This is a genomic window from Chryseobacterium sp. HNCC26DJ241 (genome assembly GCF_057180505.1).
Genome location: NZ_JBXUGL010000010.1, coordinates 1 through 16,065, shown reverse-complemented (window position 1 = coordinate 16,065; position 16,065 = coordinate 1). Strand labels below are relative to the sequence as shown.

10 protein-coding genes are annotated in these 16,065 nt (G+C 31.2%); all 10 read right to left on the bottom strand.

What is annotated here, in order from left to right; translation table 11 throughout:
- Positions 1-1,455 (bottom strand): flippase, encoded by a 1,455-nt coding sequence (locus AC2A1C_RS06885; RefSeq protein ID WP_484024668.1) that lies wholly within the window; start codon positions 1,453-1,455, stop codon positions 1-3.
- A 60-nt stretch (positions 1,456-1,515) separates the two neighbouring features.
- Positions 1,516-3,894, bottom strand: a complete 2,379-nt coding sequence (locus AC2A1C_RS06880) for a GumC family protein (RefSeq protein ID WP_484024666.1) — start codon at positions 3,892-3,894, stop codon at positions 1,516-1,518.
- A 16-nt stretch (positions 3,895-3,910) separates the two neighbouring features.
- Complete coding sequence (locus tag AC2A1C_RS06875; RefSeq protein ID WP_484024664.1) at positions 3,911-4,723, bottom strand: polysaccharide biosynthesis/export family protein; 813 nt, start codon at positions 4,721-4,723, stop codon at positions 3,911-3,913.
- A gap of 101 nt (positions 4,724-4,824) precedes the next feature.
- Positions 4,825-6,753 carry a polysaccharide biosynthesis protein gene (locus AC2A1C_RS06870; protein WP_484024662.1) on the bottom strand — a complete coding sequence of 643 codons (1,929 nt, stop codon included), beginning with the start codon at positions 6,751-6,753 and terminating at the stop codon, positions 4,825-4,827.
- Between the two features lie 128 nt (positions 6,754-6,881).
- Positions 6,882-8,018 carry a DegT/DnrJ/EryC1/StrS family aminotransferase gene (locus AC2A1C_RS06865; RefSeq protein WP_484024660.1) on the bottom strand — a complete coding sequence of 379 codons (1,137 nt, stop codon included), beginning with the start codon at positions 8,016-8,018 and terminating at the stop codon, positions 6,882-6,884.
- Positions 8,011-8,628, bottom strand: a complete 618-nt coding sequence (locus AC2A1C_RS06860; RefSeq protein WP_484024658.1) for an acetyltransferase — start codon at positions 8,626-8,628, stop codon at positions 8,011-8,013. Before AC2A1C_RS06860 ends, AC2A1C_RS06865 begins: the two co-directional genes overlap by 8 nt.
- On the bottom strand, positions 8,625-9,233 hold the full coding sequence (locus tag AC2A1C_RS06855) for a sugar transferase (protein ID WP_484024656.1): 609 nt from the start codon (positions 9,231-9,233) through the stop codon (positions 8,625-8,627). Before AC2A1C_RS06855 ends, AC2A1C_RS06860 begins: the two co-directional genes overlap by 4 nt.
- A 439-nt stretch (positions 9,234-9,672) precedes the next feature.
- The gene (locus tag AC2A1C_RS06850) at positions 9,673-9,924 is read right to left on the bottom strand and encodes a hypothetical protein (protein ID WP_484024654.1); all 252 of its coding nucleotides are present in this window, start codon (positions 9,922-9,924) and stop codon (positions 9,673-9,675) included.
- 229 nt (positions 9,925-10,153) lie between these two features.
- Positions 10,154-15,646, bottom strand: coding sequence for an InlB B-repeat-containing protein (locus tag AC2A1C_RS06845; RefSeq protein WP_484024652.1), 5,493 nt, complete (start codon positions 15,644-15,646; stop codon positions 10,154-10,156).
- Positions 15,647-15,899: 253 nt separating this feature from the next.
- Positions 15,900-16,049: a T9SS type A sorting domain-containing protein gene (locus AC2A1C_RS06840; protein WP_484024803.1), complete on the bottom strand. Its 150-nt coding sequence runs from the start codon at positions 16,047-16,049 to the stop codon at positions 15,900-15,902.
- Positions 16,050-16,065 lie beyond the last annotated feature (16 nt).

Below are 16,065 nucleotides of genomic sequence, written 5' to 3'. Positions count from 1 at the left end.
CTATCTTTTTATTTTTTGTTTAATAGCACTCATCACTTCCATACTAATCTCTTCTCTAAAAATAAAAGATAAAAGATAAAATAATGCATAGGGAAATATTATTATAAGTATATTAAAATAAATATTATTCGAGCTAAATATAAAATAGATTATAGCAGACAAAAAAGAAACAACAACTCCTATAATAAAAATTTTATATAAATTTTTATTAATCAACCCTAGCTTTTTTAATTTATCTTTGGTATAATATATCATGATTAAAATTGCAAAAAGTTCTGCAAGTACTGCTACTACTGCTGCTCCATTTTGTTGATAAAACCGGATTGAAAAAATATTAACAACAAGACTAAAAAGCGCAGAAATAATTACAGCTCTTGTATATATTTTTTCGTCTCCTTGTGTATATAACACTAAATATCCTAAAAAATATGCAATCCCTACAATTATACACAATGGAGATAAAATTTTCATTGTAATCACAGAGGGAAGAAATTCCGAGCCGGCAAACAATAATGTAATAATTTTTGAAAATACCATAAATACAATACTTGAAGGGACTGCCATCAATAAAATAAAATAAAATGCTTTTCTCAGATAATTATAATATTCCTCTTTATTGTCATTATAAAGATGTGATAAACGCGGTAACAATACCATTCCAATGATTGTAATAAATGTTATTAAAAATCGGATAAGTTTATTGGAAACAGTATAATATCCAAGATAACGATCACCACATATGGAACTGATTAAAAAATTGTCCAATTGTAGGTAAATGTTGATAGATATAGAAGCTATAAAAATCGTAGTCAGTGGTTTAAAGTGTTTTTTCAAGTTCAAATCACTAAAATATATATCTTTTATATCAATTTCTTTAGCAAGAAAATATAAATTGAAAATATTAGAACCACAAACGGTTAGAACCAATGTAATAGCATAAATATAATAATCATCATGTGAATTGATCATCAGAAAAATCATCAGTGCTGCTACAATTCTAACTCCAACATAACGAACAGTAATGTACATTTGATCTTCCATTCCTTGAAAATACCATTCTGCCCCTATATTAGTAAGAATTATCATAACACTCATTAATAAAATAAGCTGTTTGTAATTGCGAAAAAAATTAAGATGATAAAAAATTCCAAAAAGAATTATATAAGAAATTAAAGATGTACAAATTAGAATTAGAAGAAGTTCAATAATTGTTTTATCTTTTTCATATTTTGTATCTCTTACTTTAGCTATTTCTCTAATTCCGTAAATAGGAATACCAAGGCCAGAAAAAAGTACAAAATAGTTAATGATAGTATTTACATATTCTACTTTACCAATATTTACTGGACCTAATATTTTATTTACATAAGGCATTGTAATAATAGTTATCAAAGCATAGGAGATTGCTCTTATCATGTTTAGAATATAATTTGTCTTTACACTCCTAATTTTCATTATTTATTATTTTACTACTTATGTATGAAATCATTTTAATATCAACTAAGATAATATTAATTAGAATAAATCCTTAAATTTCTGAAGTAATGATTTGCTTCTATTATCATAACCATATCCATATTTGTTTCCATATCCGAAAGAATCTTTTCTTACATCATTAAGAACAAAGACCACATTATTAATTTTTTTGTTTTCAATATTGCTATTTGCAAAATCTATTAGAGACTTTTCTGTATATCTTGAACGTACAACATATACAAATCCATCTGCAAGATGTGAGATTAAAAGTGTATCGGTTACTAAAAGCAATGGTGCAGTATCTAAAATAATATAATCATAATTATTCTTCAAATTGTCAAGAAGTTCTCCATATCTTCCATTGGACAAAAGCTCTACTGGATTTGGTGGGATGGATCCTGAATAAATGATATCACACGTAGAATTAAACTGATTTTTATAAATAATTTCATTAATATCAGTACTGTTATCATGTAAAAATTCAGACAATCCTTTTTTTCCTTTTTTAGTAGTATCATATCGCTGAAGTTGAGGATTTCTAATATCAGAACCAATAAGAATCACTTTACTATTTGAAGCCGCCATAGTAAGAGCAAGATTCATGGAGATAAAAGTCTTTCCTTCACCTTTTACGGTAGAAGTGACAAAAATAACTTTTGCACCACTTTTCTTAGGAAGCATAAACTTTAGATTAGTTATAAGTATTCTAAAAGTTTCTGCCATTGGAGTAAGATCATTATGTTGAATTATATCTATTTGATTCTTGGTTACACTTGGTATTTCTGCAATTACTGGTCCTTGTACATATTCCTCAAGTTCCTGTTTTGTTCTAAACTTATTATTCAATAATTCTTTCAAATATATATAAGAGAAAGGAAATAGGAATCCTAAAAACAAACCACCAGCTAATATAAAGAGCTTTTTGGGTGCAACAGGACGATCAGATGCGTATGCCATATCTATAATCCTTGCCTTGGGAACTGTAATAGACTGTGATATTGCTGTTTCTTCTCTTTTCTTGAGTAATAATAAATAAAGACCCTCTTTAAGATTTTGTTGTCTTTCTATATCCCTATATATTTTTTCTAAAGAGGGAACTTGCGATATTTTACCAGAAATTTCATCTTGTGCACCAGTATATTCATTTTTCGCCAACTCTATACCTTGTTTACTCTTTACAAGACTTTGAACTATAGTAGATCGTAAAGAATTAATTTGATTAGTAACATCTATTATTGTTGGGTTTTCAGAAGTCCCAGATTCTAATAAACGACTTCTTTGTAATATAAGTTGATTATATAATTGTATATTATTAGAAGCTTCACCATTACTCAAACCAACATTTATAGGAAGCAATTGATAATTTCCTTGTTTAGAAACATAATTTAGTAAAGAGTTTGTAATTTCTAATTGAGAGTTAAGTTCCAATTCTTTTTCCTTGGCTGAAGCGGATGTTTCAAGATTTATTTTAGCTTCTGTGTAAATATCTGTGATTTTATTTTTAGTTTTAAATGCTTCTTTTTTATTTTCTACATCTCCTAATTCAACAGAGATTTTATTAATTCTTCCATCAATAAACTCTAAAGTTTTCTGAGATTCTGTATTTTTATCCACTATTGCATCATTATTATAAGCTTGAACAAGGCTATTTAGTATGTCTTTAGCTTTGTCAATCTGTGGATAATCCATATCTAGTTTAATAACAGTAACATCCTTATTAGCAAGATCTGCATTCAACGCTTTTTGTAATGCAGAGACCTTTCCATCCAGAGAAGAAATATAAAGTTTTAAATTATTTACATTAATATCTTTAGTAGTAAGGTAATTATAATTAGGGTTTTTTGTAATTATAATATTAGCATATGGTAAATTAATAGTTTTTCCAAATTCACTTTTAATATCTTTTTTTAATTCGTCAGAAGAGAGAGTAAGAATATTATTTTTGATTTCTAGTATTAAAGGTTTTTTCGGTTGTTTTTGAAAAGATTTCTCTGTTATAACATTTACAATAATTGGAGAAGATATTTTGTAAAGCTCAACATTTTTAAACTTATCCTTAGCATAAATATCCACTTGAAGATTTAATGTCTTAACTACATCCTTCATTAATTTTTTGGATTGAAATATTTCCAGTTCATTATCAACACTACTAGTTTTCAAACCACCAAACCCAGACAATTCTTGAAGGACACCACCTATATCAGAACCACCCGAAGAATTTTTAGCATCTTTAATAAGAACAGTAGTCTGAACTTTATATACAGGATTAGTAAATTTTATTAATAAGTAGGCCAAAAAAGTAAAAAATATAGCACCGAGTATAAACCACCACCATTTTTTTGTATAAGGTTGCAAAATTTCTTGAATGTTTAAATTTTCATTTTTCTGATTAGATTCTGACGAAATGATCTGCTGCATTTTTTTCATTAATAAGTTATTTTATCAAACTAACTATTACGGCTATAGCTGTCACAGAAATTGAAACAGCTGATAAAACTAAACCAGTGTTAGGGTTCTGTCTTGATATCCTATCTTTATTTTTATTTGAATTTACAATAATAGCATCACCTTGTTTTAAGTTATAAAATGGGGAATTAATAAAATTTGCATCCATAAGGTTAATTGTTCCATGAGTAACTTTACCATCTTCCGTTCTTACAATTAAAACATCATCTCTTTTTCCATACATAGTAAGATCCCCTGCCATTCCAAGGGCATTTATAATTGTACCTTCACCATTTGGAAGAACATAGTCTCCTTGTCTGTTGACTTCACCCAAAACAGTCACTTTAAAATTAAGAAGTTTTATATTAACAAAAGGATCATGTATATATTTTTTTAACATATTTTTCATTTCTTCTTTAAATTCCATTAATGTCTTACCTGTAGTATTCAAACTTCCAAGAATCGGAAAATTAATATTTCCATTAGCATCTATTACATAAGTTGATGGATTTGCAGTACTACTACTATTGTTAGAAACATTTCCAGCAGAAGAATTAATATATTGGGAAGAGGAATAATTTTGATTGAATGGTTTCACCACATCCATATCTTTTGCAGTAATAAAAATTTCTAAACGATCACTTGGTTGAAGTGTAGAATTAGAATTTTTAATCGAAGTTTCTGTTGCAACCTGTTGGATGTTTTGCATAAAATTCAAATCACTATCATTAACTTTTTTTCTTGAATTACAAGATGTTATAAAAATTATAACTATGAGAATTAAAAAGGGTCTAAAATTCATAATAAAATCAAATTTTTGCAAATATACAATTTATAAATTTCTTATAAGAAAGTATACATATTTCAATATAACATAAGGTAAATAAATATTCTCGCCATAATTCAATCCAGCATTTGATATACTGAATTATTGCTTTTGAATTCAGGAACTATTTTTTTGAGAACTTTCACTACTTCAAATTTTTCATTTTCAGAAAGAGTTCCAATCAACTCATCTACAAGTTGATTTATATCTTCATACTGCATAGCTCGATCTTTCGAAATCATAATTTTTTCACTATGAGTGGGTAGGTTTTTAGCATTATCAGTAAGCAATTCTTCATATAATTTTTCACCAGGACGCAATCCGGAAAATATAATTTTGATGTCTGTCTCTGGTTCAAAACCTGAAAGTTTAATCATTCTTTTTGCCAAATCAAGTATCTTCACTGGTTCTCCCATATCAAAAACAAACACTTCTCCTCCAACTCCCATTGTTCCTGCTTGCAAAACCAATTCACAAGCTTCTTGAATAGTCATAAAATAGCGTACAATATCTGGATGTGTAATCGTAAGAGGACCCCCGCTTTCAATTTGCCTTTTAAAAAGAGGAATAACTGATCCATTAGAGCCTAATACATTTCCAAAACGAGTTGTAATAAATTTTGTTGTGTTGTCTTCAAGATTTTGTAATGATTGTACATATAATTCTGCCGTTCTTTTGGTGGCTCCCATTACATTGGTAGGATTTACCGCCTTATCTGTAGAAATCATTACAAAACGGTTCACTTTATATTTACTTGAAAGAAGAGCTAAATTCTTACTTCCTATAACATTAGTATGAATAGCTTCATGGGGGTTTTCCTCTACCAAAGGTACATGCTTATAGGCAGCAGCATGGTACACCATTGAGAAGTTATATTTTTCAAAAATTTGCTCCAATCTGTCAGAGTTTGAAATATCAATCATTACAAATTTAAAATTGATATTAGAATACTTTTCCTTCATTTCAAGCTCTACTTCATATAATGGTGTTTCTGCCTGATCAAGAACTACAATCAATGAAGGGTTGAGTTTAGCTATCTGACGTACGATCTCACTTCCAATAGAACCAGCTCCTCCTGTAACCAAAATATTTTTTCCAAAATGTCTTTTTCTTACTTCTTCATTTTCAATTTTAATTGGCTTACGATTCAGCAAATCTTCTATCTGAAGAGATTTTATATTTGTACCTATATCAGAATTTCTAAGTTTTTGAACAGAAGGTGTCTTATATATTTGTAAGTCTTTTTCTAGAAAAAGATTCACCCAGTAGTCCATTTCTTCTCGTGTCAAAGTGTCTTTGTTAATAATAACGCCATCAAGTGCCAAAGCTTCTTTTGTATTTTCTTCGAGTTTTTCTTTGTAGTAGATAGATTTGCCTAAAATTTTAGCTCTCTTGGAGTCTTTTCTCTGAGTAATAAAGCCTACCACATGATACGGTAAGTTAGGATTGTCAAGTATAACTCTTGCAATAGCTACTGCTTGCTCATCAATTCCTAAAACTAAAATTCTCTTTTTCAGTGTACTTCTTCTAAACTCTCTTAAAACATGAAAAAACTCTTTTACTAAAAATCTGAAAACAAACATTAACATAAAAGAGATGGTAAAAAAGACTATTAAAAGTACTGATGGTAATAGCTTATATCCTGTAGTCCAAAGCACCAGAATATTAATCGAAAAAACGGTGAGAATCGTACAAATACTTGCTAATAAAAGCTTGAACAAGTCGATAAAAGTAGAATGCCTTATAATTCCTGCATAAGTGCGAAAGGCAAACATATATAGAATATTTACAACAATAATCAAAGCTGCAATTTCATAGATTGTAAAATGGTACTGCCCATTAATTACAATTTTTTTATAAATAATAAAAGATAAAAAAATAGAAAATATCAGTATCAGGACATCAATCATCAAGATTACCCAGCGAGGCAAATACCGAATATCGGTAATATTCACCAGATTATCCCCTTCATAAATTCTTTTTTTAAGATTGTTAATATAGCCCATCAAACTCAATAAATTTTGAAAACAAATTCACTCAATAGCAACTTTCAGTCCAAACGTTAAAATTACGTATTATTTAATTAATCTTTCAATAAAATTTCTAAAACCTATGCTAATAAATATCTTTTTTATTAAAGAAATAAAGTTCGAATCACTTTATATATTCTATCTTTATCTTCATTCGACAAATTAGAGCCCGAAGGTAAACATAGACCTCTCTCAAAAAGAGAATCTGAAATTCCATTTCCATAATGAGCTTCTTTCTTGAATACCGGTTGCAAATGCATAGGTTTCCATAAAGGTCTAGATTCTATATTATCTTTTAAGAATAACTTTCTTAAAACTTCACGATCTATTCCATCAAGTTTTTCTGAATCTAAAAGAACGGCAGTAAGCCAGTGATTAGAATAAAAATCTTCAGATGGCTCACTAAAAACAGTAACCCCTTCAATATTTTTGAAAATTTCAGAATAAAACTGATGATTCTGTCTTCTTTGTAGGATTCTTTCTTCAAGTACTTCCATTTGGCCTCTTCCAATACCTGCACATATATTACTCATCCTATAATTGTAGCCTAAGGTCGTATGTTCATAATGAACAGCATCATCTTTAGCTTGTGTAGAAAGATAAATGGCTTTCTTTTTAAAATTAAAATCTTTAACGATTAATGCACCACCTCCTGAAGTAGTAATAATTTTGTTTCCATTAAAACTGATCACAGAAATATCACCAAAGGTTCCCATTCTTTTTCCTTTATATGAACTTCCCAAAGCTTCAGCACTATCTTCAATTACTGGAATATCATATTTTTGTGAAATTGCAGTAATTTCATCTACTTTATAAGGCATACCATACAAGCAAACAGTAATAATAGCTTTAGGCTTTTTGCCATATTTTATTCTATCCTGAATTGCCAATTCTAATACTTCAGGTGAAAGATTCCATGTTTCTTCTTCACTATCTATAAATACTGGCTTTGCTCCCAAATACATAATACAATTTGCAGATGCAGAAAATGTAAGAGATTGACAAAGAACTTCGTCTCCCGATTTTACTCCTAAAAGAATAAGAGCAAGATGCAAAGCAGCCGATCCTGAGCTTACTGCTGCTACATGTATATTTCCTCCAAGAAAAGTCTCTAAATCCTCTTCCAAGCCATTTACGTTAGGACCCAAAGGAGCAACCCAGTTTTCCTCAAACGCTTCCTGAATATATCTCATTTCTCCACCTCCCATGTGTGGAGAAGAAAGCCATATTTTTTTATTCATCCCTTTCTTGGTTGTTATATTTTAAAATTCTTGCAGGATTACCTACCATAACTGCATAATCCGGAACATCCTTCAAAACGACAGCTCCCACTCCAATCACAGCATATTTTCCTATCGTTACTCCTTGGATAATCTGTGATCCCAACCCTATATGTGCTCCTTTTTTTATTTTAATATTTCCTGCAAGTGAAGCATTTGGAGAGATATGTACAAAATCATCAATCTCACACTCATGCTCAATAATGGCTCCAGTGTTAATAATACAATGCTTTCCAATTTTTACTTCTGCATTGATACATACTTTGGGCATAATTACTGTACCTTCTCCAATATCCGTGAAACGTGAAATGTAGGCACTTCTATGAATCATTATTTCAAAATCGCAAGTAGATTTTATTTTGTTTGCTATTTGTTCTCTAACTTGATTATTGCCTATTGCAATAATTACCTTTTTCCCTTTCAATAATTTTTCCTCGGGTTTATAAATTTCGAGGTGGTGTGGAAAACTTTGAGGTGGATTATCATCTACCAAGTATTCCAACAGCTGATTATTAGAAAGAATCAGATCATAAATTACCTTTGCCTGTCCTCTTGCTCCGTACAAAATCATAGACTGTTCCCTTTAAAAGCCTCCATAGTCATATAATTGTTGGCATTCACACCATGTCGTCGAATCACTTTATCTACAGTTATCCCAATAATTTTCAAATCCAAGGTGACAGACATATTTTCTACATATTCTACATCATATACAAATTTTTCTTCCCAAGACAATGCATTTCTTCCATTAACTTGAGCCCATCCTGTAATTCCGGGTTTTACTTCATGTCGGCGTCTCTGGAAATCATTGTAAAGGGATAAATATTCCGGAAGAAGAGGTCTTGGCCCAATCAAGCTCATATCTCCTTTTAACACATTAATTAGTTGTGGAATTTCATCTAATGAAGTTTTCCGAACTATTTTCCCAAACCATGTCAATCTATGATAGTCTGGTAGCAATTTACCATTTTTATCCTTTCTATCATTCATGGTTTTAAATTTAATTATAGTAAAGATTTTACCATTTTTACCTGGTCTCTTCTGAAAAAAGAATGGCTTTCCTTGATTGGATAAAAATAATAAAATAGTAATCAACAGAAATAAAGGAGATAGGATCAATAATATAACTGCAGATAAAGTAATATCAAATAAGGGTTTAAAGATCTTTAAATACATATAATAAATATGGATAAAAAATTTCCAATTTCGCGGTTAGCAAATGTAGAAAAATTATAAATTTCTATTCATAATATTTTTTTATTCAAAATACTTTAATTCTGGTAAAAAAAACCGAAATTTTAAATTAAAGTTTAGTATTATAAATCAGAAATTATTAAACTGTATTACTTTTTTATGTTTATGATATTAATTTTGGAAAATACATTTTTTATAAGGCTATACTCATGTTTTCATATCTATTTAAAAAATCCTAATTAGATATGTTGCCATTCTTAATTAAATGTACACAGATACTAATTTTTAATCTAAATTCAGTATGAAGATAAGAGTTACAATCAAGTCACTAAAACTCTAAAACACAAAGAAATTAAAGCTTTTCTTCTTCATATAATATTATTAATAAAATATATGCAAGAAGCTATTCTTCATACAAAAATTAATATGCTTTTTTTCTATTGCTGTAAACCTGAAAAGTGGCTATACCAATTCCTATAAGAAACAAAAATGGAATATAGTTATCTATTGGCAGTGGATCTCCCGGATTTCCAGGTCCCTCTTCCTGTTCTCCACCATCAGGAACTGTTGTTTGTTGTTGAGCTTGTTCAGATTCTGCAAAACGATTGTCTCCACCCTGTGCATATGTGAACGCGAAAAGATTTATCAAAACAACTATAAAAAGTCTTTTCATGTATAGTATTATTTTATTAATTATTTTTTATTGATTGTCAAAAACAATCATCACTTAAATTATATTTGAGGATACAAATATACCTTCTTTTTCTAATTATACAATAAAAATGAAATATCTTTAATATAATTCTGACTAAAATAGCTTTTCATTCAATTAGTATAAAATATTTTTTTCAAAATCTAAGCAATAAAGGCTTTTTTATAAAACGAAACATTTTATCGTTTATTTATTTTATTATTTTCTTACTCAATACTTCTTCTCCTCTTCTAATTTTCAGAATATACATTTCAGAAGAAAATAATGTCCCATCTATAGTTATTTCATTCGCATTACCATTTATTTTTTGATATAATCTACCTGACATATCATATACTTCTACTTCATCAATTTTCTTAATTAAAGATTTAACGATAAAGTTCTCTCCAATTCGATATACTTGAATTTGATTCTTAGAACTATCATTGACAGCTAAAGTACTTTCATTTTTATAAATAATTTCAAAACGGTTTTCATCTGTTCCGGCATTTGCTGTAAAACTATAATCTGTTTCTTTAAGGTTAGTAACAATTCCCAATAAATTATCTTTTAAATAGATATTCTGAGATTCCGCAAAAACCCCTTCCACATTTCCTAACGAGATTTTATATGTTCCACTGCTAAAATATTTAGTACCTAAATTTATTCTATCCGAAACTTGCAAAGGATACGCTCTTCCTTGTATTGCTAATTTAAGTCCTGATAATTTTGAATAAAAAGCGTCTGAAGGAATAGTAAGAAGCTCGGCATCATAGTCAATTTCAAAATCATTGGACGCTCCATTCACATATCCAATCAATATTTTGTTAAGGACTTTTGTTGGTGATGTTAAATTCAGCCAGAAACGATCTTTATTCATCAATTTATTATTAAAGAATGGTGCTGAACTTGTCACACGCATACTATTTGTGAAATCTAATGTGGCATTATTTGCCGAACTGTTTCTGGTTCGGATAATAAAACCTTGACCTACTTTTATAATATTAGTTGGAGTAACACTATTATTAGAAGTCGGCTGATTAGGATCCAAATCTGTAGCAGGAGTACCACCCGTAAGATTATAAATAGCATAATTATTTCCTGAATACCCTGAACCTTGCTGAGTAGTGATGCTCATATCATTATTGGTCCAGAAATAAGCTGTTCCATAAATTTTTGTACTGTTTGCAGCATATAATAAATCAAAATCAATATTAGACGGATATGGATTTCCTACCATATTATACCCACGGCTTGAGTTAGTCCACTTCAAAGGAGTAAATGAAACATTTCCGTTGCGAGGAGTTCCTGTAAAGCTAAACTCATGAGAAGTTGTAGGCATTGTTGTTGTAAACTGATTTTGTCCACGAATTGCATATCCTCTTCCTGTCTCAAAAACTGTAGCATCATTTAATAAGAATGCACCAGTATTTTTAAACAAATCGGTTGCTTCATCATAAACAAAGAATCTATTTTTAGGAGTTCCAGTAGCTGTTCCACCGTCTGAAAAAGCGTACAGATTTTGTCCACTTACCGGAGAACTCCAATAGTTATAACCCATTTTAGGAAGTTTAGCTTTTCTATTGGATTGGATATTTCCGCTGTTTACTGCATCTGTGTCCTGAATTAAATTAGCATTATTTTCGAAAATTACTGTACCTCCTGTATTACTGATCCCTTTTTTTGCATAGAACACATTTGGGGTTGCAGCATCTGTGGTTTCAAGAATTTTTAAAGTACCAGCACTTACTGTGGTAAGATTATTCACTGTAAGGTTTGTTGCTGGAGATTTTGTACCAGTAGCAGAAACATTTAAATTTTCATAAGGTACAGCAACAGTAATTGTTTGGTTGGTTCCTGTGTAATCAATAGTAGAGTTAGTCTCTAAAGTAATGGTAGGAGTATTGGTATTTTTAATGGCTGTAGTTGTACCACCACTAAATCCATTATCATTATTTACCTTAAATTTTGCTCCATTTTTCACTGTGAAGTTTCCACCACTTTGGAAGGTTAATCCACCGTTAGTTGTAGTACCTGCAACAACATTAGTTCCTGATACCACTACATTCGCATAAGAAGGAGCTAAACGTATTTGTGTAGCTGAAGATCCGGTAAATTCTATAGTAGTTCCTGATGACAAATTATAAGTTCCGCTGATGTCTGGTTTTACACCAGAACCCGCTAAACGGAATAAACCTGCAGTCATCGTAAGATTGGTATTAGAATCACCAAAAGTATTGTTAGATACATCTACTATCGTATTAGCATCTGCAATAGTAACTGTACCAGTAATTGGTGTAATGCTGCCTGTTGAAGATTTGGTACCGCTTCCTGTAAATAAAAGATTTTTATAATCACTTCTTGTATTTATAGTTTGATTTCCTCCTTTCGCAAAATGTACCGTAGATCCCGAATTCAAAGTAATGTTTGTAATTCCCGGAATTGCTGCGCCAGTTCCTGTAAATCCTTCTGTATCTTTCGTAATGAAAGTACCGTTCACTACAATTGAAGGAGTATAACCGGAAGCCTGAGTGATCTGATTTTCTCCGTTATTATCAAAAGATGCATTAGTAGCGATAGTCATCACTCCGCCAAGGTCAAGATTATTAGTAGCTGAAGGATTCAAAGAAAATTTGGATGTTCCATTAATGTTTACTGCTCCTGTAACTATCAAATTACCTGATCTATTGGATGTAACGTTCGAATTGTTAAATGTAAGACTTGCAGGATTTCCAAAAGTTCCTGTAGGAAAAGGTGTAGTCGTACTTGCATTAAAAGTATAATTAGTTCCTGCTACAAAGGTTTTTGTTCCACCTACTGTGATTGCAGATACCAAACCTCCTGTGTTACTTGTGGTCACTATTGATCCGGAGACTGTTGTAAATCTTGCATTAGTCCCAGATGATTGCTTAATGGCATAAGTACCCATATTCAATATTCCTGACACAAAAAATTCATCATATAAAGATGCAGAACTTGAAAAAATTGGCACATCAGATAATAAATTTAAAGTACTTGATCCATAAACCTCAAAATCAACATATCTTGAAGGTGTGCTAACCGAAGTTGTATAACTTTGTGGACTAGAACCAACAAAAAACATAAAGCCCGCATTATTATTTCCTGTAGCTGTTAAGGCATAACTTGAAGACGATGAAATGTTTAAATTTCCTGTCAAATATATAGTAGAACCATATCCACTAGTGGTACTATTACCATTTCCTTGATGCATATCCAATACCCCTGTTCCAGATATATTTAGATCCCCATTAACATTAAGGGTAACTTCATTTACAGCTCCAGTATTATCATAATTTGGCACAAAAGTTCCACCTGAAACAGTCAGTCCCCCATCAAAATTATAAGTTGCTCCACTACCAGCACTCTCTAGTTCAATTACATCAGTACCTGTTGATACTACAGTGAATAAACCTTTAGGATTAAATGCTCCTGAAGCACCCATAATTGCAAATGTAGTTTGACCTGTACAATTCCAGTTTACAATACCAAAAGTTTGTCCCAAACCACTTGGCGCTGTAGTTGTCATTCCTTTTATATTACATGTACTTGTACTATTCCAATTCGCCGTTGGAATTGTACCACCATTTGGATTATGATTGTAAATACTATTAGCATTAAAGTTAATTGTTCCGCTATTGCTGATTGCAGTACCTGTTGATTGATTCCAAGTTCCGTTTACATTTGTTGTTCCCACTAAAGTTAAACTTGCGTTTACTGTTAATGTACTACCTGAATCAATTGTCAAATTTTTTGCAGTCGCTGTGGAACTGATTGTAATCGTACTGTTATTTCTAATAGTAATTCCTGTAGCAGAAGAAGTTGGTGCGCTGGTTGCGGTAATCCAATTGGTATTATCGGAAGAAGATTGCCAGTTAGAAGCAGTAGACCAAGTGCCGCTAGTAGTATTACTTCTAAAATAATCAGTTGCTGATGTAACAATTATAATATCAAAAGTATTAGAATCTACATTTGCAAAAGAGGTTGCACTAGCGGTAAGTTTAAGCCCAGTTCCTGCTGCTGTATGTGTAAGAGTAGAAAAAGTTGCCAATCCTGAAGAAGCTGCAACACTTACTGGTGAGCCCGATAAAGTACCTGTAGATATCACAGATACTGAAGATGTATAATTTAAATCCCTATTTCCGTTTGCATCATTTGCAGAAATAGTGACTGCAGGTGTCATACTTGTATTGACTGCAGTATTAGAAGGCTGTTGTACATAAGATAGCTTGGTAGCAACAACGCTCACTGCATTATTGGTAGAACCAGATTCTACAGCCGTTCCAGCTCCGCTTTCAAATTGTGTGGATGTTCCTACAGCAGCAGTTGTAAAATTAGTCCTGTCTATTTTGAATGCTAAATTCAATCCATCAACTGTCGTTGGTAAAGTTCCTCCTAAAGTTGTATTTAGCCAGACTTTAAGAGTATATGTTTTAGTACCTCCATCCGAAACATTTCCTAATGTTGCGGTATTAATTCCGCTGAATGTGATATTAGCGGAATTTACTGTTCCCGTAATTGAATTGGTGCCATCAGAAAGTTCCGCTCCTGCAATTGCCTGAGTCCAGTTTGAAATATCATTTCCTGTTCCTTGTGGAATTACAATTTGGCTAATTAATGTTGGTAGTGCATCATTACCACTTGATATATTAGCATCATCCGTAACGGTAAAATCAAAATTCAAAGAAGAAGCTCCTTGAGTATTAACTAAAGATGAAATTGTTGTCGGCTCTGTTCCTGCTCCCGAAGTTACTCCTGAGTATGAAGTACCCCATTTTGCATATAAAGTGGTATTATTAGAAATTGTAAAAGTACTACTCGGAGTATAATCAGTTCCTGATCCATCAGCAGCAGTATTCCAACCAAGGAAACTATATCCAGTTTTCACCAAACTTCCTGTATTACCCAAGACAGTGACTGTAGAACCAGAAGTATATGGACTGCTAGAATCTGTTGGAGCAGTTCCACCAGTGTTTCCATTTCCGTTATAAGTTACTGTATAAGTAGACGCAGTTGCAGTTGCAGTTATTGAAAAATCATCAATAGAAATCCCACTATCAGCACCAGAAGCATCTACAGCTTCCCATTTTATCCCAAAAGATTGACCGTTAGCAATTGACAATCCTGTCAATGTAAAAGTAGTTACTGCCGTAGTAGTTCCCGAGCCATTAGTTCCTGAACTTGCTGCCGTAAAATCTTTAGAATTTAAAGTTGTGTTGCTTGCTAGTTGACCTGTTCCTGTACAATTCCATCCAGCAGCATTGACATATCTCCATTGTTCATAATTCCAAGAAAAAGTTAAAGACGTTATTGTAGAACCACTATTATTTGTAAAACTTACAGAGTAACCATAAACTTTCCCTCCACAAATTGTTCCCAAAGAAGAATCTGTCCCTACTGTTCCGCCAGGATCGAAGCCCCAAAAACCGTTAGAATTACCTGTTCCCGTTCCCTTTCCATTGTATGCTGGAGAACTTGGAACTATTAAACTCCAACCAGAAGGTAAACTGGATACAGCAGTAGTTGCATTAGTAGGATTATAAGTATCAAAATTATCCGATTTACTGTATGGTAAACTAGCAATACTGACCTGCCCAAAGACACTTATGCTTATCAATAAAACAAATACTATTGCATATTTCTGAAGGCAATTTTTCATATATTTTGAATATAAATTTTTTTCCATTTTTTTTCTGCAATTTTTAGATGGTAAAATTACAATTTTTTCATTAATCCTAATGTCAAGATTTATTAACACTTATATTTCTTATCCCATCTAAGCAAAATTCATTATTTGTATTGGGATTATATTCTTTAAACTATAAAAATATTTAGTTATCCACAATTATAGCAAATCAATAATAACATCCATTAAACTGCAAATAAAAAAGAGGAACATTTTAAAATGTCCCCCTCTTTTTTTATTAATAAATGATCAATTATTTTCTTACTTTCTTGGTAACAACTACATCACCGGAAAGTTTTGTTTTTATAACGTACATACCATTTACCAATACATGTGACTGGATTCTAACTTCTTTATCATCAGATGAAAGTTTTACCACAAGTCTTCCACTTGCATCATACACTTCCACTTCTTTGATA